General features: G+C 36.6%; 24 protein-coding genes. 2 read left to right on the plus strand and 22 right to left on the minus strand.

Going from position 1 to position 19,842, the window contains the following annotated elements; translation table 11 throughout:
• Positions 1–37 precede the first annotated feature (37 nt).
• Together ABNX05_RS04780 and ABNX05_RS04785 are read left to right on the plus strand one after the other, a co-directional pair.
• Positions 38–250, plus strand: coding sequence for a helix-turn-helix domain-containing protein (locus ABNX05_RS04780; RefSeq protein WP_349658675.1), 213 nt, complete (start codon positions 38–40; stop codon positions 248–250).
• A gap of 80 nt (positions 251–330) precedes the next feature.
• Positions 331–1,131, plus strand: a complete 801-nt coding sequence (locus ABNX05_RS04785; RefSeq protein WP_349658676.1) for a hypothetical protein — start codon at positions 331–333, stop codon at positions 1,129–1,131.
• A 62-nt stretch (positions 1,132–1,193) separates the two neighbouring features.
• Here ABNX05_RS04785 and ABNX05_RS04790 read toward each other — a convergent pair whose 3' ends face one another.
• The 22 genes from ABNX05_RS04790 to ABNX05_RS04900 all read right to left on the minus strand — a co-directional run bounded on the left by ABNX05_RS04790 (position 1,194) and on the right by ABNX05_RS04900 (position 19,799).
• Positions 1,194–1,535 carry a YhjD family protein gene (locus ABNX05_RS04790; protein WP_349658677.1) on the minus strand — a complete coding sequence of 114 codons (342 nt, stop codon included), beginning with the start codon at positions 1,533–1,535 and terminating at the stop codon, positions 1,194–1,196.
• A complete protein-coding gene (locus tag ABNX05_RS04795) occupies positions 1,532–1,729 on the minus strand; it encodes a transcriptional regulator (protein WP_349658858.1) in 198 nt (65 codons plus the stop codon). Before ABNX05_RS04795 ends, ABNX05_RS04790 begins: the two co-directional genes overlap by 4 nt.
• A 325-nt stretch (positions 1,730–2,054) precedes the next feature.
• Positions 2,055–2,453 (minus strand): hypothetical protein, encoded by a 399-nt coding sequence (locus ABNX05_RS04800; RefSeq protein ID WP_349658678.1) that lies wholly within the window; start codon positions 2,451–2,453, stop codon positions 2,055–2,057.
• 298 nt (positions 2,454–2,751) lie between these two features.
• Positions 2,752–3,519, minus strand: coding sequence for an N-acetylmuramoyl-L-alanine amidase (locus tag ABNX05_RS04805; RefSeq protein ID WP_349658679.1), 768 nt, complete (start codon positions 3,517–3,519; stop codon positions 2,752–2,754).
• Complete coding sequence (locus tag ABNX05_RS04810) at positions 3,516–3,938, minus strand: phage holin family protein (protein ID WP_349658680.1); 423 nt, start codon at positions 3,936–3,938, stop codon at positions 3,516–3,518. The genes ABNX05_RS04805 and ABNX05_RS04810 overlap by 4 nt, the downstream gene beginning before the upstream one ends.
• A gap of 70 nt (positions 3,939–4,008) precedes the next feature.
• A complete protein-coding gene (locus ABNX05_RS04815) occupies positions 4,009–4,395 on the minus strand; it encodes a DUF2513 domain-containing protein (protein ID WP_349658681.1) in 387 nt (128 codons plus the stop codon).
• 99 nt (positions 4,396–4,494) lie between these two features.
• Positions 4,495–4,605 (minus strand): CD1375 family protein, encoded by a 111-nt coding sequence (locus tag ABNX05_RS04820; RefSeq protein ID WP_349658682.1) that lies wholly within the window; start codon positions 4,603–4,605, stop codon positions 4,495–4,497.
• On the minus strand, positions 4,605–5,012 hold the full coding sequence (locus ABNX05_RS04825) for a hypothetical protein (RefSeq protein WP_349658683.1): 408 nt from the start codon (positions 5,010–5,012) through the stop codon (positions 4,605–4,607). Before ABNX05_RS04825 ends, ABNX05_RS04820 begins: the two co-directional genes overlap by 1 nt.
• A 14-nt stretch (positions 5,013–5,026) precedes the next feature.
• On the minus strand, positions 5,027–7,189 hold the full coding sequence (locus ABNX05_RS04830; protein WP_349658684.1) for a hypothetical protein: 2,163 nt from the start codon (positions 7,187–7,189) through the stop codon (positions 5,027–5,029).
• The gene (locus ABNX05_RS04835; RefSeq protein WP_349658685.1) at positions 7,189–8,325 is read right to left on the minus strand and encodes a siphovirus ReqiPepy6 Gp37-like family protein; all 1,137 of its coding nucleotides are present in this window, start codon (positions 8,323–8,325) and stop codon (positions 7,189–7,191) included. Before ABNX05_RS04835 ends, ABNX05_RS04830 begins: the two co-directional genes overlap by 1 nt.
• Before the next feature lie 4 nt (positions 8,326–8,329).
• Positions 8,330–9,217, minus strand: a complete 888-nt coding sequence (locus ABNX05_RS04840; RefSeq protein ID WP_349658686.1) for a phage tail family protein — start codon at positions 9,215–9,217, stop codon at positions 8,330–8,332.
• 11 nt (positions 9,218–9,228) lie between these two features.
• Entirely contained in the window at positions 9,229–13,911 is a 4,683-nt protein-coding gene (locus ABNX05_RS04845; RefSeq protein WP_349658687.1) for a hypothetical protein, read from the minus strand.
• A 262-nt stretch (positions 13,912–14,173) separates the two neighbouring features.
• Complete coding sequence (locus tag ABNX05_RS04855) at positions 14,174–14,530, minus strand: hypothetical protein (RefSeq protein ID WP_349658688.1); 357 nt, start codon at positions 14,528–14,530, stop codon at positions 14,174–14,176.
• A gap of 24 nt (positions 14,531–14,554) precedes the next feature.
• On the minus strand, positions 14,555–15,178 hold the full coding sequence (locus ABNX05_RS04860) for a major tail protein (RefSeq protein WP_349658689.1): 624 nt from the start codon (positions 15,176–15,178) through the stop codon (positions 14,555–14,557).
• Positions 15,179–15,195: 17 nt separating this feature from the next.
• A complete protein-coding gene (locus ABNX05_RS04865; RefSeq protein ID WP_349658690.1) occupies positions 15,196–15,513 on the minus strand; it encodes a hypothetical protein in 318 nt (105 codons plus the stop codon).
• The gene (locus tag ABNX05_RS04870; RefSeq protein ID WP_349658691.1) at positions 15,510–15,875 is read right to left on the minus strand and encodes an HK97 gp10 family phage protein; all 366 of its coding nucleotides are present in this window, start codon (positions 15,873–15,875) and stop codon (positions 15,510–15,512) included. Before ABNX05_RS04870 ends, ABNX05_RS04865 begins: the two co-directional genes overlap by 4 nt.
• A complete protein-coding gene (locus tag ABNX05_RS04875) occupies positions 15,876–16,241 on the minus strand; it encodes a phage head closure protein (protein ID WP_349658692.1) in 366 nt (121 codons plus the stop codon). It abuts the gene before it with no gap.
• Positions 16,228–16,536, minus strand: a complete 309-nt coding sequence (locus ABNX05_RS04880) for a hypothetical protein (RefSeq protein ID WP_349658693.1) — start codon at positions 16,534–16,536, stop codon at positions 16,228–16,230. Before ABNX05_RS04880 ends, ABNX05_RS04875 begins: the two co-directional genes overlap by 14 nt.
• A 9-nt stretch (positions 16,537–16,545) precedes the next feature.
• Entirely contained in the window at positions 16,546–16,725 is a 180-nt protein-coding gene (locus ABNX05_RS04885) for a termination factor Rho (protein ID WP_349658694.1), read from the minus strand.
• Positions 16,726–16,761: 36 nt separating this feature from the next.
• A complete protein-coding gene (locus ABNX05_RS04890) occupies positions 16,762–17,901 on the minus strand; it encodes a phage major capsid protein (protein ID WP_349658695.1) in 1,140 nt (379 codons plus the stop codon).
• Between the two features lie 25 nt (positions 17,902–17,926).
• On the minus strand, positions 17,927–18,655 hold the full coding sequence (locus tag ABNX05_RS04895; protein WP_349658696.1) for a head maturation protease, ClpP-related: 729 nt from the start codon (positions 18,653–18,655) through the stop codon (positions 17,927–17,929).
• The gene (locus tag ABNX05_RS04900; RefSeq protein WP_349658697.1) at positions 18,642–19,799 is read right to left on the minus strand and encodes a phage portal protein; all 1,158 of its coding nucleotides are present in this window, start codon (positions 19,797–19,799) and stop codon (positions 18,642–18,644) included. Before ABNX05_RS04900 ends, ABNX05_RS04895 begins: the two co-directional genes overlap by 14 nt.
• Positions 19,800–19,842 lie beyond the last annotated feature (43 nt).

A 19,842-nucleotide genomic window follows, 5' to 3' on the forward strand; every position in this document is an offset into this window, starting at 1 on the left:
TAGAATTAGGAATAATAAATGAAGGATGGTGAATACAATGGAAATGCGAGTAAAGCTAAAAGAGGTACTAGAAGAACGGAATATGACTCAAGGTGAACTAGTCAAAATGACAGGACTAAGACAAGCTGTTGTAAGCGAATTGGTGCATAATCAAAGGATGAGCTTAAAAAAAGAGCACATCACAAAAATTTGTGAAGCACTCAACATTAAACAAATTGAAGATATACTAGAACTTGTTGAAAACAGATAACTAATCAAGGTTGTCTGTTTTTTATATGTACATTCACTACCAAGTTTCCTAAAATGGAAATATAGAGGGAGGATTTATAAATGAAAAAGCTATTTTATATAGGCGCTATGTCTGCGCTATTACTTTCTGCATGTGGAGAAGAAACTGCTACAGTTACTCCAGACGAGTTTAAAAAGTTGGAAAACGGAATGAGTCCTGATGAGGTAAAAGAAATTGTAGGTGGTAAATCGAAAAATCCAGATGCAAAAGAAGATGACGATTTATATTTATATTTAGAATACGATGGAGAAAACGGAGTAGACAAAGAATCTTATGTATCTCTTATTTTCACAGATGGAAAATTAGATACTATTCTGGAAGATGGTTTAATGACGGAGAAAGTAGAGCTGACTAAAGAGGAAAAAGCAAAAATCGCCGAAGACGTAGAAAATTCAAGGAATAAAGCTTCAACAGGTGCGATTGATGAATACGAAACTACATTAAAACAAATTATTACCAAAACTAAGAGTAATTCTATTATCAGTATGAAAGATAAGGAATTAATCGAAGCTGGAAAATATAGTATTGAATTAACAAGTGATATTTTTATGTTTATGGATGTGAATAAAGAAAATAACATCGAAAAAATTAGCGCAGCAACCTCATCGAATGCATTATCAACACAGAATAAAGAAGTTAAAATAGCATTTGAAGCATTATTGCAGAGTGCAGATAAAACTTTAAGTACTCAGCAACAATCAGCTATTTTGGAAAAGCTCGGCTTTACAGGTGATGGAAAACTGGTTGACCATACCGAAGTCTATACTCTTAATAATATTACGTACACATACTACAGTAGTATTGAAAACGATTCTGTAATCTTACAAGTTAAACTAAAATAAGTCGCTCAAATGAGTGGCTTTTTTCATTACATAAAAATAGGCACTCTTTTAATCAGTGCCTGTCATTTATTTTGGTGGCTTAATAATAAATTTTCCACCTGAGTTTTTAGTGCCATATTAGCATAACGTAGCACCACATCATTCCCTGCTGTCGCTACATGTACATCACTAAAGTATTCATCTATCTTTTCCCATTTTACTAACCTAATTTTATCTTTGGCCAACAGCCTTTTTGAGTTGTAACATTCTTGTGAAATGTCATCTAAAAGTTTGTCAAGTATCGGCAAATATACTTTGCTCATTTTAAGGTTTTCGATTACCTTGTAGTCACGCTGTAACGATTGTACAGCCATATCATAAACTACGTATTTATGAAGTAATCGCCTTTGTTCAAAGCTAATCATACAACCTCTCGCTCCTTGTGGAAGACTGGAACAACCGCCAATACACTATCAATCATAAATGTACGTTTTGCCTGTCTACTGAAGCAGTAAGCTTGAAATGAATCTCCGACAACCTTAATGATTTTAATACGTCTTTTTGATACTGTACCGTCTTTAGCCATGTACATCATATTTAAAAATTGATTACGCTGCATCGCTTTAACAGTTGTTCTTTCATCCTTTGCACCTCTCAAATAAGAACGTTTGTTTGTTTTATTTTAGAACAGACGTTTGTGTTTTGGCAAGAAAAAGTTTTAGAAACGTAGAAAAAGCCCCGGTTCAAAATTAATTGAGCACCTGGGCTTTGGTTTTTTAATGATTAAATTGTAAGCTCACATTCAAACAACGCATATAATAGAGCTACACCTCTTGTACGATTAATGTATCAATTTATGGAAATGCCATTTATAAGCAATAACAAAAGCTAACGATTATTCCAGTTACATTACATACTAAAAAAGATAATACTTTCGCAAGTTTTTATATTTTTTTAGTAACAACCCATAAGTCAACAACTAGGTAATCACGTGACTGATTAGCAAGCATCACAGCCATAACATTCCTTATTTCATTATTGTGTTCAGAAATAGAGGCAATTTGAAAGGGAAATAAGTTTGTTACTGGATTAGAGCTATATCCTGCACTTATAACATTTTCATTAGAAGGTGTAATTAATCGGAAATCTACATGTTCACCAGGGACTATACGCTCTGTATTTGTCCAATAATACCGCATAAAGCCATCTTTTAAATCTTCTATTTTAGCATCAGCATCATTAATACGTTTTGCAATCTGTTTAGGTTCTACTTCATATAATTGATTGTATCCATAACACTGATTAGGTGTATATAGTGGGTTATATGCATAATAGCAATTCATTTAACCATCTCCAAGTTTATTATCTTACATTATATGTTTGTTTTTAAAGCATGATATGACAATTGCCTATCGTACCGGAGGTGCCTTGTTTTTATATGCATTATTTGATTACGGACTTATATTTAATTCAACAAGTACTATAATTATTTTGACTATTATTTATAATTTTTACGCTACTAAATAGTAATATTCAAACCCATCAAACGTTCAGTTGTCATAGTTCCATACTGTGAATCCTTCAAGTGTCATTCAGAATAATATTATACTTAACAGCCTGTGTATTTAAGCCTCCACTTACTTATTTACTACGCTGTGCAATGATAAGTTTCAAACCTTCATAGTCTCCTGTAGTCATAGTGCCATTATCAAATTTATCTAACCATGACTTATCAATCAGTTTTTTATCTACAGATTGTTTAATGTGGTCACGTACTGCAACCTCCGTTGTCTCATTCGAAAATTTCATTGTATCATCATCCTTTTCTGTTTGTTTGTCCTCCACAATTGATGGTGTGGAAGGCACTGCTTTACCCAAATATGCTGCTAACTCTTTTGCAATAGCCATACATATCTTTTCGAAATCACGTCGATATATAGCAGCGTCCATAATTGAATTAACAAAGCACACCTCGATTAGAATGGCTGGTTCATAGGTACTAGCAAGAACACCTAAATCTAATCGCTGTTTTGCACCTCTGTTTAATAATTCTCCACCTGTAGCACCTGATATAGCCTTTGAAATGCGTGACGCTAACGTTTGTTGGTCATAGTAAAGTACCTCTGTACCAATTGCCTTTGAACTATCTCCGCCAGAATTAAAATGTATAGATACAATTAAACCATCGCGATCCTTGTTATGTTGACTAACCAGATAATTTATATTTTGACGTTGGTTTGTTGATGAATTGTCCTCGTAATATGTGCATGGTACATTTGAAGTTTTTAAAATTTCATAAACACGTTTTGCTACTTTTCTCGCTTCGGTTACTTCGTTCAAAATACCATTAGCTCCACTGTTTAATAGTTTCCAATGCCCCGGGTGAATTTCAATTTCACTTACATTCATTTCGTCTCACCGTCCTTTGACTTATCATCGTTATCCATTTGTAACTGTGTAAAAGCATTCGCTAAAAATTTAGGTACTTTAATGCCTAACTTCCCTAGATTTTCAATCATACTTATACCTTCCATCCCGATTAAGAACAGGATCATTGCATTACGCATAAAATTTCCACTCTCTGTTGCTGAATCAAGTTGTACTGCTGCAATGACCATTAATACCATTGCTGTCTTTTTGATTAAGCCCTTAAACATCTTTTTACTTTCAGTTTTCTTGAAGACTAAACTAACCATAAAGCCTAGTGCGTAATCGATAGTCATGAATATAACTAACGCTTTAATTAAGTGGTCAATACCTCCAATAAGGTATCCAATCCATGCCATTGCACCGCCAATAAACGATGTATATAATGTGTCTGTTTTCATCTGACACCTTCCTTTTCTGCATAATAAAAGCCCTCCACAATTATCTGTGGAAGGCATATTTTAAAATCGATTATTCTATTCCCAACATCTTCTTTGATTGTTGAATAGCAAGATTTTTCACAACATCAAAAGAAATTTTCGCAATCTCTAATCCTTTTTCTTTTGCAATCCCCTTTGTTTTATTCCATACTGTATCATTTTCAATAGCATCTAAAAAATCATTTCCCTCCCATGTTAATTGAGGACACGCATATAAAAGATTTCCGTCAAACGTTCCGTCCATCTTATAAGAAATAAATCCACCATCTTTCAATAGAGTTAGATGATACATGTATTTTTCGTATTCCTCTCTTTCATGAGATGCAGGCATTCTATCAGTATGTGGAATTTTTCTGTTAAATTTACCATTCGATAAATCGATTAACATTAATCTTACGTATTCCATATCTCTTCTCATTTAATACTCCCCTTTCATCTTCTTTTTACTCAATTCGACAAAAAGGAAAGTATTCCCTCTTAATTCAGACATAAAAAATAACGCTAGCTTATGCTGCGTTTACTTGTTTTCGCTATCGAGTAATGCTTGTACTGCTTCTCGCCACAACAATGGCACTTGGTCAACTGTCCGCAAACTCATTTTAATTAAATCCCAATATAATTTAGCCATTATAAAACCTCCTTATTTGCTATTAATTCCGCCAATTCCGCAATAGCTAATTGATTCTCTAAATTGTCTTGTTGCTGTGCCTCTGCTGATTCTGCCAATGCCAACATTAACGTTTTATTTTCTGTTTTTACGGCATTTAGCTCTTTTTGCAAGTCCTTAATTTGTTGCTCTGGCGACGTAGGCGGTAACTCTATGTCAAAATACTTGTAAAACAGTTCCTGTGTATCTATGTTATAAAATAAATCGGCGCTTTTACCAGGAATGTTTTCAGCTTGTGGCACTTCGTCCACTAGGATACCTAGTTTTAATTCTTCTTCTGTTAACAATTCTGGCGCGTAATGATATGCCCCTATACGTTGTATGTTTGGTTCGTTTGCGTCTTGTAAAAATAAAAATATTTTTCCCATGTTTTACATCTCCTTTATCTTTGTATTTTTAATGTCTTAGAAAGTACTGGAGCTAAAAATTTCGTTGCGTACAATGGCGGTATTACAGCGTTTTCCGAAAACCCTATATTATCTACTGTAGAGATATTCGAAAGGTCACACGGAGCTGTTATTGTCTCTATATAACTGGCGCTTTTAGCATCCGACGCAAGACGGTACATATATACGCCGGTCTTATTAGCGTAACTCATTAAGTCGCCTTTGATAGATAACCCAGAACACTCCTGACCTATAACGCCAATAGACGATAGCGTAGCTAGGGACGTTGAATAAACATAAACTACTCCATATACGTGTATAGCAGATATGCCACCCGCATTGTTAGCGGCTAGCCCTAACAATTGATACTCGTAGGTAAAAGGAACTTTTCCTGTGTAACTAAAATTAACCCCTTTATGTTGGTACATACTTTTGGAACTGGCTAAAAAGATGTAATCTCCTACAGTTTGCATTCTGTAAGGTATCCCATCAGTATGGTTGCCACCTAAGTTAGAACTAACCCCTATGAATGAACCGCTAGTAGCATTAAATCTAGCAATCCACACATACTTATTATCATAGTTAGTAGTAAGAAGTAATACTTCTTTGGTTGGTCCGTTATCCCACAAACAAATGTCAGAAGCCCTGTCCGCGTATGATGATGGGACAGTACCTCCTACTAGAGCAATTCGCGTCCCAGTTATAGGGTTTAGTATCTCTAACCCATAGCCATTTAGCGCAGTGGTGTCGTCTTTGCCGAATACCCCTACATACAACTTATCGTTATATACAATGATACGAGTGTGGTATGAATAGCCAGACGGGCGCATTGACCATAGCATTTTCCCTGTAAGTACGTCCCAACAGTAAAACGTTTGACCTGTATAGTAACTGCTTGACCACGCAAAAGCATATTCGACACCGTTAATTGTGGCGATTTCTGAGTGCATAAAACCTGCAGCATAGCTAAGATTATTAATGTCTATTGGGTCTATTGAATTTGTTGCCATATATGTTCGGTTAACAAGGTCTTGTGCTTTTATAATGTCCCCTTGATAGTATCCACCCCCTCTACCCTGCAAGAAAAAATTTACGCCATTAAAGCATAGTGTATACGGCCCTAAATTCGCCATAGCCCCCGCCGTAAGCGGTTTTCCCGAAGGATCAAGAACTTGATAAACTGCTGTTGACTTTCCTAGTACCGTGTCGGTAATCTTCACAGTGACAGCTCCTGTGTTAGTGCCCGATTTCACGAATCGAAAAGAGGCTCCCGTTTTAGGAACAAGAGTCGCCGCGTCTTTGTTAACCCACGGAAGCAATCCCGTGCTGTTCACAAGTAAGTCATTAACTCCGCCCGAACTTCCTAAATACCAGACGTGCCCTAAATCCTTATCCTCTTTGATATGATTACCGACTTTTGTGTCAACGGCCGCAATAGCTCCATCGACTTCTGTGAATTTCGAATCAACTTTTCTTTCTAAATCTACTATTTTAGCTGCTAAATTTGCTGCAACGTCACCTTCTAAAAGGTCTTGTATTGTAGCAAACCATTCATCAAATTCTTGTTTTTGTTGCGTTTGCCATGCATCAATTTCACCAGCTACACTGCCTGTCGTTTCAGCAAACCATGCTTTATATTGATTAAATATTGTAGTTGTATCAACTTGGTTTACTGTACCGTGTACGATACCGCATAGTGATGTATTTAGCCTTTGGTCAGTAATGTTAGTCTGCGTTATTTGAGTTGCTCCATTATTGATTAATACATCTGCTAATGCTAGCTCATATGCGTCAGCATCTCTTTGTAATGAAGGAGCTACAGGGCTACTTGCAAATGTTCCTTTCTTAATTAAAACTTCAATTTCACGTTCAACATGATTAAGTTTCATAACCACGCGATCGATACGTTTTAATACGCCATCTGCATTGTCGTGCTTTAGCACATAATCTCCATCATTGACTATAAAGTAGCCGTTAATCCATCCTTTACCCGCCTTTACGGAAGTAGTCATGTTTGAATTTGCAGTTACTTGTAATCCTGTACTCGGATTAGGAAATACACCATTGGCGATTAATGTACCGAAAAAAAGTGCAAAAAAATCAGCGCCGTATTTACGGTCGCCGTTGATACTATTATGAAATCCACTTGTAATAGCCACTATTTTACCTCCCTTTTTATCTTGTCTAGTAGCGTTGGAATTGCTGTTCCATAATCTAAATTCAATGTATATCCCTCACGATTCATTTTTTCATTTACTGCAACTATTCGCTGATGCATCATAATGCCTAACTCATCATTTCTGTTCGTAACGACATCACCAAGAAAATAATCCCTGTTAAGTTTGAATTGTGAGTAAAGATTCGCTTCACTTTCAAATGTGCGAATGCGTTGATAATCTTGTTTACGGTTGTTTCCTCGCTCTTTTAGCAAGTCTATATATTCATTCTGTGGAATGGTTACAGTTGTATCGCCTTCTTTATATTCACTTTGTAAATCACGAGCATCAAAAAAGACTTCCCTGCGGTTAAATCCGCTGAAAGCCTCTCCGACTTCTATAATTGTTCGGTCGATGTCTTCACCCTCGCCAGCTACATATGCAGTCGATTTATAATTACTTTTATCGTCTGTATAGGACTGAGATATGATGTTTTCAAACCCCTTAGTAAATGTGATATGAGGATTAGCTTCTTGCTCGGAACTACGATCAACACCCTTAAAAGTGCTAAATACATATTTCTTAGCGTCGTGATTCATTAATATTTCGAATGACACTTCATTCTTTTCGCACATCTCCCAAAGGGCTATGTCTAATTCCTTATGAGTGTATGACTCATCTGCTAAAATGTTTATTCCTTCATTCACGCCCAGTACCAAATTTGGAATGATACGAGAAGGACTAGATGTATTGATACAATTTGCATGAACAAAACCTTTTAGAACATCTTCAATTTTTCCTTGGAAACGCTGCTGACCTATAATCCATCGCCAACTAGTCATGATACTAAGTGAATATGCAATAACTCCAATTACTGTTTTTTCTTCATCTTCAAATTGAGCAGTTTCAATGACATAGCCTCTGTTTGGATCATCCGAACGAACAATGATTCGTAATTCCTTTTCTAATTCATCTTCATTTACGAGTAGCAAGTCAGCGTTTTTCTTGTTGCCTTCCACAGTTAAAAAACAAATGGAGTGACCGTTATATTTCAGCTTAAACTCAACTTCTTCATACACGTCGATTATAGCTAGCCGATTAAAATTAATGTCATATATATGCAATTCAATATCTTGCATAACATCAAACTCCCACAAAACGATTTCTGTATATCATTCGAACTTCCAAGTTGTCGATTCCAGATACGGCATCATAACGAAAAAGATTATCTCCTGGTGCTAACTTTAAGAAATTAGAAAGTCGGTCAACCTTATTAAAAAAATCTGTTTGAACATTGTTACGGATCATCACAACGGATAGTTGACCTTTATTTGTATTTACTCTTATAACGTCTCCACCAATCATATCCGTGTTGAGTTTAAAAGTTTCATAGGTATTCACGTTTATTAAGGATGGTTTCGATAAGCTTGCTAAAGCTTTGAATTCTATAATCATTCCTGTTTCATTATCTCCATCGTTATAAACATTTTTAATTAATGATGGATTACGATAGCCCATTTCAATACCGCCCTCCACAATCTCAAGGGGAAACTCAAATGAAGGTATCCATGATGCTACTTCTACAATTGTTGATGTTGCTGAATAAATAAAGGGATCATCACAAGTAAATTGAATCAATCCTTTTTGCCATGCCCTGTTATCATTCTCAAATCCTTGTGGAAGGCTAGGAGTACCTTCTGCATTGGCATTCACATAATAGGACTCCCCGCCTTTTGTTTCAAAGTCTAATCGAATTGGATTTTGTTTTGGATTGAATACCCTGAATAATTCCCTACGCCTTTCTTCCACCCACCATTTTTCTTGATAATCGTTATAGATGAAAAATGCTAAATCGAAATCACGCACATCCAAACGAGTATTTTGATAAGTAGCTCCATCCATTGTAGAAGACGAATAATTAACACCCGCTGTTAAATTACTTAAATCAAAACCTTCAATCAAACGAAAATGACGACCGAAAGTAATCGAGTCGCCATTACGATTAGTCGCCTTTAATGATTTTACAATCAAGTCGCCACCTCCTAATAATTCAATTGAAATGCTAATCGTTTTAGCATTTTTTCCGATGCTCTACTATTGTCATTCGTTCCCCCATGATTATGAATCACTGGAGCAAAAGTTTTTCTGTTGTCTATAGTAGTTGTAGAAGATGAAATGGAGTTAGCATTCCCCTGTGATTTGGCATGACTACTAGCAATTGATCCATGCACATTGCTCACGGCATCTGATAGCCTTTGTGAAGACTGAGCAACCTTATGAATCATTTCATCCATGCCGACTATTAAGCCTTGGCCAACATTGATACCGAAGCCTTTCATCACACGTGACGGACTGTGGATGTCTAGTGCTTGTTGAATAGTACTTGAAATGGCATTAGCAATTTGTTGGGCTTTTGAAATCAATGGTCCTTCCATGCTTGCTAAACCGTTTAGTAGCCCTTGCCCTGCATCTGCGCCAATTTGTTGCAACGAGCTTAGTTCACTTGCTGTAGTACTTGTGAGCTCCTTTATTTTTAAACTCCACTCAGTTTTCAGTTTATCGAGTTGACTTGCTGCAACTTTACGAAGTTCTTGAATTTGAATATCCGTGTTTTCACGCATGCCGACCAATTCTTTTTCAGTTTGTTCACGCGCTAATTGCGATTTCTCGCGATACAACTCACTGTATTGCGTTAATTGTTCATCAGTCATACTATTAAGTGCTACGAGTTCTGGTAAGGCTTTAACACCTAAATCCGATAGCTCTTTTAATAAACCATCATCGATACTGCGCCCAGAAAGCTTTGCAAATTCATCTTGCCACTTTTTAAAGCCATCAACCTGACCTTGCAAATTATCCAATAATTCTTGTCCTGTACGATTTAGCTCAACTTTAAATGCATCAAACGTACCAGCGTATGACATAAGTGTTTTTACGCGATTGTCAAATACAGTTTTGTACTCTTTGTTTAATCTTTCTTCTTCCTTCAGAAGATCATCATTAATTTTTTGCATTTGAGACTGGTAGTCTTTATTAATAGCTAGGATTTCTTTATTAACAGCATCGACAGCTTTTTGATATTCCTTTTGTGCTAAGATACGTTCTTTTGAGCCCTCCACAAACATTTCAATGGATTGTTCCCAAACGGCTGCCTCGTCTAATAAAGACAATTCATCCAATGATTTTTTATCAGCAATATAACTTTTGATGACTTCTAGATATTCTTTTTCAGATTTTTCTACGAGTGCTTTGTATTTCTTCTGAAAATCAATTTCAGATTTCACCTTTTGGTCTTTATATGAAGCTTCTAACAAAGCAATATCCTGTAATTCTTTTTGAGTTAATGCACGTTTTTTCTTAGCTGCGTTATTTCGAATTTTGTAGATTTTTTCAAGTGTCTTATCATTTTTATCTTCGTTTTTCTTGTTATATTCATCTAGCAGATTTGTGTATTCTTCCTGATATTTTTTAGAAACATCAAGAATACCATTACCGATGTCCTCCATCGCTTTATTAACTCGAGGACTCGATTCATCCAAACCGATGACTAAACCTTCACCTGTCCATAGACCAATCTGTTTCATGACACGTGATGGAGAATGGATACCTAAAATATCTTTAGCCCATTCTGGAATAAAACCAGCTAATTCTTCGACTTTCTTTTTAACACCGCCGAACATATCGCCAATACCTTCAATCAAACCGTTGACGATGTCTTTACCTATTTGGACAAGTTTTACTCCTTTTAAAAACGATTCTGCTTCTTTCCACTTTGTTTCTATTTTAGTTTTGACTTCGCCCATCTTCTTCTCAACGGCCGATTTCATTTCTTCAATCTTCTTACCCGGCCAAGTCTTTATTTCTTCCCATTTTGTGACAGTATCAGTTTTTATTTCTTCCCATTTCTTTGAAGCACTTTCTTTTATTTCGCCCCATTTTTTCGATGCGTTGTTTTTAAAAACTTCCCACTTAGATAATACTTCTCCGGTTTCCCAATCGACTTGTCCCACATGCTCACTGGCTTGGGTTTTAGCTTCGCCCACTACTTTTGTGTGCATGTCTTGCGCATTTTTTATTGTATTATCACGTTGTCTTTCAGCTTCTTCAATTAACTTATCAGCTTGTTCAGCACTAATAGTGCCCAGTTCATCTCTTTGCTTAGTGATTTCTGAATGTGTCTTGTTATATTGATCCTGAGCTTCCTTTACAACTTCATCTTTTTGTTTCTTTGAATTTTGCACGACCTGGGCTGCTTGTTCAGCAGTTATACTGGATGCTTCATTTTTGAGAGTTTCTAAAATAACTTTCTGATCGCGCTCATTTTCAGAGAGATACGTTACTGCATTTTCAGTCATTGTCTGTTGTATCCCGTTAATTTCTTGTTGTTCTGCTTCAGTAATAGCTCGTTTTTGTTCTTTAGCTGTATTTAGAATTTCTGCAATTCGCGCTTGTCCCTCGCTTATTTGTTGTTCTTTTTCAACTTGTTTCGTTTGCATATTAACTAATATTTGTTGTTCTTCTTGCTCTGTTAAAGCTTTTGAATTAGCGAAGTGAGATTGCATAGAAGCAAGTTGTTCTGCATGATCGCTTTGCATTTCGGTTAATACTTGCTGCCCCATTTGGCTATAAATACCGATGATATTTGTAGCCATTTCTTGAGTGACTGTTGTACCGGACCAAGCTAATTGATTGAGTGATAACGTTGCTTGCTCTGATAAATCCATGAAACTTCCGACTGCCTGTGCTGTGGTTTCAGATACCTTAGTTTTCCAATCTTCAACTTGAATCGATGATTTACTAAATTCTTGGGTTACAGCATATATACCAACTCCAAGTCCAGCTACAGCAGCAACTGTTAAACCAATTGGTCCTGTCAATACTGCCAAAGCAGAACCAAGGATACCAACAGCGGCACTCCCTCCACCGACGAGTCCGACAAACGAACCAATTGCCGGCATTAAAGCCGCGAATGCTCCAATTAATGTTCCTAATACTACAACAACACCTACGATTGTAGCTGTTAATTTAGGGTTCTCAGCTACCCAATCAGCAATAGAGGCTACCATTTCTGCAAGATCTGCTAAAACTGGTGCTAAAGATTGTTTAATTTTATTCATAGCTTCTGCTAATCTATAAGCTGGATCAGCATTCATCTTTTCGGTATCTTCGGTGATTTTGCCTTGCATCTCTGCTGTAGCCTTCATATGTTTATTCATATTAAGGATAGTAGCTGCAATGTTTTCACCTTGGTCTTCCCATTTCGTACCAAAAATCTCTACTCCTAGAGCGTTACGAGTAGTTTCGTTTTCAACACTCATTAGAGCTTTAGTCATTTCTTGAAATGCTTTATCTCCACCTGCACCACCTTTAGCTATTGCATCTCCCCAATCTTCAAATGCTTTAGTAGATAGCCCTGCATCCTTGATAGTATCTTTCATTCCATTACTCATACCAGTGCTGAACTCTGCCGCTCTGATACGTCCCTCTTTTAGACCATCGAGCAAATTATCAATATTCCAAGTACCAGTTTCAACACCAGCCGCAAATAATGCTTGAATCTGTTCACCATCATAGCCCGCTCTTTTTAGCTGATTCCCGTATTCAGAAATAATATCCAGTTGTTCTGGAGGGAATCCAACAGAAAGTAATTGGTTAGTAAAAGCTAATGCTTCTTTTTGAGATATACCTAATTCTTTACCGATTTCAAATGACTCCTGGATTAACTCTTTAAAATCAACCTCTTTATATGCACTTGAAATCATTGATGCACCTTTTATTATCTCTTGGTTAGTTTGCATAGATGCATCTTTATTAAGGGTCATTTGTCTTCGTATGCCCTCATATGCAGCTTCTTCATCACCAATCGCAGCAGTTGTTTCCATAATCGATGCACGTACTGCTTTTGTATCTGCTTCATTGAGATTCATAGAGATATCGATTTGAGTATTTAAACTGGATACTTCTAACGCTTCGTGGATCGTAGCAGCTAGTCCACCGCCAGCAACTAATCCGGCTGCAACACCTTTTAGTTTGTCACCAAAACCATTAACACTATCTCCTGCTTTATCTGCGTCTTTAGCTATGTCTGCTAAATCCTTCTGGATAGTTTTTAATGAAGCGCCAGCATCAGCATTACGCAATGAATTACGCATACGGTCAATATCCGCGCTTGCACCTAATGCTTTTTGGCCCATTAAAGTTAACGCTTTGGCCATCTGATCAGAAGTGGCATTACCTTCACGTATTGCATTAGTTAATCTGGTACCTAATACATCCGAAAATTTATTGACCTCTGTTCCTGTCGCACTAAAGAAAGTCTTTAATTCGTTGGTACTTTGAGTTAATTTAGATTGCTCTGCTACAGAACTCATTAGCTTGCCTTCGTATGATTTTAGTTGAGCTTCCGTTGTAGCTAATTCACGTTGAAACGCTTGATACTGTTCAGCGCCAATATCGCCATTACGGAATTGTTCTTCCACTTGTGATTGAGCAGTCTTTAGTACATCTAGTTTTTTGGTTGTATTTTGGATTTGCTCCCCTAAATGTTGCTGCTTCTGTGCTATTAATTCGGTACTACTAGGATCAAACTTTAATCCTCGTTCAACTGCTTTCAACTCACCAGAAACCTTATTACTTTCTTTATTTACATCTTTCAGCGCATCCGTTAACCCGGTTGTATCTCCATTGAGCTCAATCGTAATACCTTTGATTCGACTGGTTGACATTTATTTCACCTACCTTTTCTGGACAAAAAAACACCTGCCAAAGGCAAGTGCTAAAATGAGTCGAAATCTGCTTGTGATGCTTTACGAACAGTTTTCTTTTCTTTTTTGTTTGGATTTTTCTTTTCTAGATATTCATCAATAAAATCAAGCGTCATACCAATGGTCATCGTTTCTAAGTCTTCATGTGTTAATCCGCATTCTTTGCATAAATAAAGGTACGTCTCTGTAGAGATTGGTTCTCCTGTAGACGTACCATCATTATCTATTTTTTTTTAGAGCTAATTGTAAGTGCAATTAAATCTTGCAACTCTGGCAAAATTTCAATGATAGGAAATGTTTCAAATCCATCTAACCAAGTCAATGGATCATGAATTGAATTATCAGCTGTTTTTGCAAACACCCATGCGATATCTAAGAATAAATCAAAATCGATTTTACGCATGAACTCCATTGTTTTTTCGTTATCTGTTGATTTAATATCTTCCTTCGCCATTGTAATTCCTAAACTTGCTATATCTGCAAAGAAGTCACGTTGAAACTGCATTTTATAACGTTTTGTTACAGCACCACTCGATTTAAATTTAACCGGTTTATCATCAATAGTTAATGTAATTTCCATCTATTTGCCCTCCACAATCCTTAATTAAGGTGTTGGTACTTCTGTAGGTTCAAATACCTTTGCATACCATCCATCATAAATTTCTGGTGTTGTTGTCCCTGTTGTAGCACGTTTAACAACACCATCAACAGTTGGCCCAGCAATGAACGATAATTCTTGTGTAGTTGGTTCTGTAGACTCTGTTTTCGTCTCACCAGATGTACCTGGACGACTTACAGTAACGTTATACAGTACATGACGTGTTGCTTTTACATCGCCATCAAATTCAAACATTAAAGCAATCGTTTTCTGCTTTGCATTTGCTGTTTCTGTAAGAACGCCTGATGTTTCATCTAATTCATCTCCTAATACCTCTGTACGGAACTTTAAAGGTAATTCAGCAGCTTCATAAGTGCCCTCATATCCGTTATTCACTGATGTTGCATAAAAAACACGGTCGTCTGCATAGAACTCTGACGTTTCGCCTCGTGGATCCAAACTTAATGAAACAGCACCAGGATATCTTTCTGGTGTTCCATATGTTAATTTTCCATCTGCTGCTTCTGTAGCCACCGCATAATGGACGTTCTTTAAGCCAAAACGTACTTTGTTTTCTCCAAACATTTGAATATCTAATGGCATTAACATTGGGTATCTATTTTCTTTCATAGTGTTAATCGCTCCTTTTAATTAATTAAAGTAATTGAATATGTGCATTTAAAAACTCCCTCGTCTTTGATGAATATTTCATCATAAGACCAAGAGAGTTCGTTTTCTTTTAACATATCTTCGATTTTTTTCTCTGCAGCCAAATCTTTATTGGCTACATACAGCTCAATATCTACATAAGTAGATTTAGATAAAACTGTATTATCAGCACTGAAGGTATCGCCGTCCACAACTAGGTAGCAGAGGAACGGAGGTACTTGTACTGACTTAAAATGAGAATAAGCGACTGGATAACCAAGTGCCTTTAGTTTTTGAGCTAACTCTGATAACGTCACTTACTCAACCCCTTTACTAGCTCATCTTCAAATTCTTGAATCATCCTGTCCTCTACAGGTTTTATATGGACTCTTGCACCCACTCGTCCACCATTTATCTTGGCATGTCCTTTTTCAAGTAAATGTGTTAATCGGTAGTGCTCTTTATTGTGGACGACAAATTTCTTCCCAACTTTTTTACGTGCCCAACTTTCAGCGTAATCCCCGCCACCAGGAGATTTAGGTGAATTTGCCTTTAACAACTCAACGCCTTCATTTGCTACTTTTCCAGCAATATCATTCACCTTTTCCTCTGTTTGGTGTGCGTATAAAGCTAATTGACGATTTATTTCAGAAGCTAGATTATCTACATCAATAGCCATTTAAATACGCCCTTCTGCATAAACAGTGATGGTTTCATTCATGTCGTTATCATTGATAGCTTCTCGAACATCAAAAATTACGCCTTTGTGAACCAATTCAAATGATGTCTTTTCAACATTGATAAAATCATCCAACTTCTTTGAGTACTTCAACACGTAACGTTTTTGAACCTTTACTTGTTCTTGTCCGTTCTCTATCAACTCACCGTTTTTCGATGTTTTCACCATTGCCCAAAAATGACCATAATCTTCAAAAGTTTCGATTTCTTGCAGAAGATCATCTGTTGTAATCGTTCGTTGTCGTAAAAAAATTTTATGTCTATACATACCTGTTTGATTGTTGTAGTTGTAGTTATTCTTTTTCACTGGTATCGCCCTCCACAGATGATGAAGAGGAGAGTGCTTTTGAAATTGCTAGTGTCGTAATTTGTGTTAAAAAATTATTATCAAAATATTCGATTGCGTCGTTATATGCATATCGGCTACGTTCAAAGACCAATTCTTTAAATCGCTCATTTACGTGCACATCATAGTCTCCGCATTTATCGATTAAATCTTCAGTTGAAGCTTTTAAAATGCGAGTTAAATTACCATCTTCATCATCACTTAACTTCATACGCTCTTTAAATTCAGCTAAAAGTTCTTCTGTGATTTCATTCATTTAACTCACCTACTTCTCTTTTGGAGCTTCGTTTTTCTTAATGAAAATCTGACCGTATAAGTTATTTGTGGACGACAATACTTTAATTCGTGCAGCTGTTGGTTTTTTTGAACCTTCAACCGGATAAGGATCCTCTATTTTGTAAAAGTGACCATCCTTATCTTTGAAATTTCTAATTACCTTGTACATCTTAACGCCTCCTCAGATAGTAAAACTCCTTAAAGATTAAGGAGTCACTGGTAATGTGTAAATCGCTGCTACTTTATTGTCGCGTGGTTTACCGAACGCAAATGTTTTCGCAATGTGTAAATTGCAATCTTCCATTGCTAACGTTTCTTTATATTCAGTTACCTCGACGCCACCGCCACGGTATGCATCATAACGATCACAAACGAATGCAACTAACTCACCTTTTGTAGCAAATTCCGATTCAATGAGAATGAAATTGTAAGGAAGTTTTGTAATATAATCACCTAGTGAGTTTTGAATAGTAAAGTCACCTTTTAAATCCCACGCATCAGCAGGATTAATTACTAGTGCAACTTTTCCGCTAACATTTAAAGGCTTACCGTTTTCTTTCTTAGATAATTCTTTACCGATTCCTGCAAATTCTTTGATGATTGTTTTTGGATCAGCTAATGTTAATTCACCCACTGGAGCTTTTTTAGCATGACCGTTTGTTGGGTCTACCGCTGCTGATAAATTACGGATCAAACCAATCGGTTCTTCTTTTGTTGGACCAGCACCGTTGATAATCGCATTTTCTAATGCTACTGCATATGTTTCTGTAATTTGCGTTTGTACATAAGCCGCAACCCATTTAGGGCCGAATTTTGCTAAGTCCTTCGGTAATACAACGAACGCAGTTAGTTTAGATTGCGCAATTTTTTCTTGCTTGAATGCCGCGTTTAATTGCCCTTTGATATCTCCGAAGATTGGGCCCCATACCGCTGCACCTTCATATTCAGAAGTGATTGCAGTTAATGTGATGGTTCCTAGATTTCGGAAATTGATTACAGAAAGTAATGGATGATCGCTTGTTAAATCCTCGTAAATGCGTTCTTCGGTTGTCTCTGGAAGAACAATTTCATCTTGAAAACCATCAGAAACAACTGCATTGAAGAATTTAGTTTCTTCTGCCGTTAATACATCTGCACCACGGTTAGATAAAATAACTTGATCTAAAGTGTTGTTAGCAACTTCATTTGAGATTTGAGTAGTAAGTGAATTGACTAATGCATCTTGCATGTTTACCCAAGCGACTTCGACTTGTTCTGGTGTTGACTCTTCATTTTTTACAACGTTAGCGTAATTTAATTTCGCCTCTTCGTAATTTTCAGTGTGATTGTTTAATTTCATAACCATTTATGATTACCTCCAAATTTTTGTATTAAAAAAGGAACCCTTTACGCTTGTTAGTCGCTTGTACCGGCTGTAGCGTTGGCTCCTGTTTTTGTTGATTTTTCATTTCTGTTAATTCATTCTGGAATGATTGCAGTTGTTTTTCGATAGCTAAAAACTTATCATCTTCATTTGCATTAGTCATTTCTGCTAATTTGTTAGCAGATTCATTCAAACAGGCAACAAAAGATAGTTCTTTTACCTCTTCAAACATGATACCATCTACAAAGCCGTTATCTTTAGCACCTTGTGCATTGAACCAAGTTTCGTTATCCATTAATTTAGATAACTCTTCTTCGCTTTTATTAGTTCTAGCTTTATATGCTTGAATAATAGTAGAGTTCATATCCTTCAAGGTAACTGCTAATTTCTCCATTTTACGATAATCACCATCTGTAGATACACTAACGTTATGGATCATAAATTGACCAGTCGGTGAAATTAAAACTTCATCCCCGGCCATAGCTACCACAGTAGCAATACTAGCGGCAAAGATAATATTGATTTTGATTTTAGCATTATGAGATTTCAAAGCTGTGTAAATCTCTCCTCCAGCTAGTAAATCGCCACCAATAGAATTAATTGTAATCTCTAATTCTTCACCTTCCACAATCTGATTAATTACATCACCTGGAGAGGTGTTTTCAATGTTCAAATTATCATATTTCTCTTTTTGAGAGTCTTTGATAATCATACCTCGGATATTAATTTTCTTCATTTTCATTTTCACCTCCCTTCGAATGTTGCGCTTTTTCATAATTTTTAGTGATGTAATGTAAATTCATAGCTGGATCGTCTGATGGCTCTAAATTCAAGAACTCTACCCGACCTTCATTTGGTGTAATAACTCCGCTTGCGATACCCTTATCAACTTTATCGAGTCGTTCCAATGGATCGTCTATCACAATGCCGCGTACTTTGATTTTGCGTCCGTTTTGATAATCCTTCTTCTCGATTGTCTTGTTGTTCAATTCATCAGAAATTTTCTTAAGAAACGGACCATAACAAAACTTGTCATACGCTTTTAAAGCCGTTTCGTACTCAGACATATCACCACGAACTAACGCAACTGGAATGCCTAAAAGTTGCGCTACGTGTTCAACCGCTTTGTCGGATATTTTCGTAATATCTTCAATGGAACGGCCGCCATTTGTACCATCTGTAATTTCCTCGTAATCGAAGCCTTTCAGTTTTGGTACGATTGCAAACACTTTCGTTTTGAAGGCATTAAACATTTTATTGATGAAGCTTCCTAATTCAGCTAGGTTTTCATCATCGAGTTTTTGTTGTGCATCGACGCTAGCCGTTGCCCTAATTTGATTTGAAAACATCGATGTTTGAATCATACGGCTGAATAATTCGGTGTAATCTGCAAATAGTCCCTTCATGAATTTTGTTAACTTCTCATTGTTGTAAGTAATATAAATAACTTCATCCATTTTGAAGGTACGTTGGAACGTAAATTCCTTTACTGTTACATTAGAAAACGTATCAGGTAATACGGCGTACTCTTTGCGAGTAAATGAATCAGCGATTAATAAATCCCCGCTATCGCTTACTATCACCAACACTTCGTTATTATGAATGGCACGGTAAGCAAAGTCTTGCCAAAATTCTGCTGCTGATTGGTCTGTATTCGGTCTAACGTTGAGTGAATAATCCCAATCATCATAAACGCGTTTATTATGTTGAGAAATACGAAATGTAGCCATTGCAACTGTGCGAGCAATAAAGCCGATGCAAACCTCTAAAGCCATAGTTTTCAGGTAAGCTCGTTGTTCAACTTCCAAGCCCTCAAAATCAAACTCATACGATGACTTTAAAGTTTGATTGCGTTGAAAGATGTTTGATAAAAATCCCATTTTAACTGTCTCACCTCCTTTGTATGCCTCCCACAGTTGAAGA

The sequence above is a fragment of the Lysinibacillus zambalensis genome, from assembly GCF_040183165.1.
Classification (GTDB): domain Bacteria; phylum Bacillota; class Bacilli; order Bacillales_A; family Planococcaceae; genus Lysinibacillus; species Lysinibacillus zambalensis.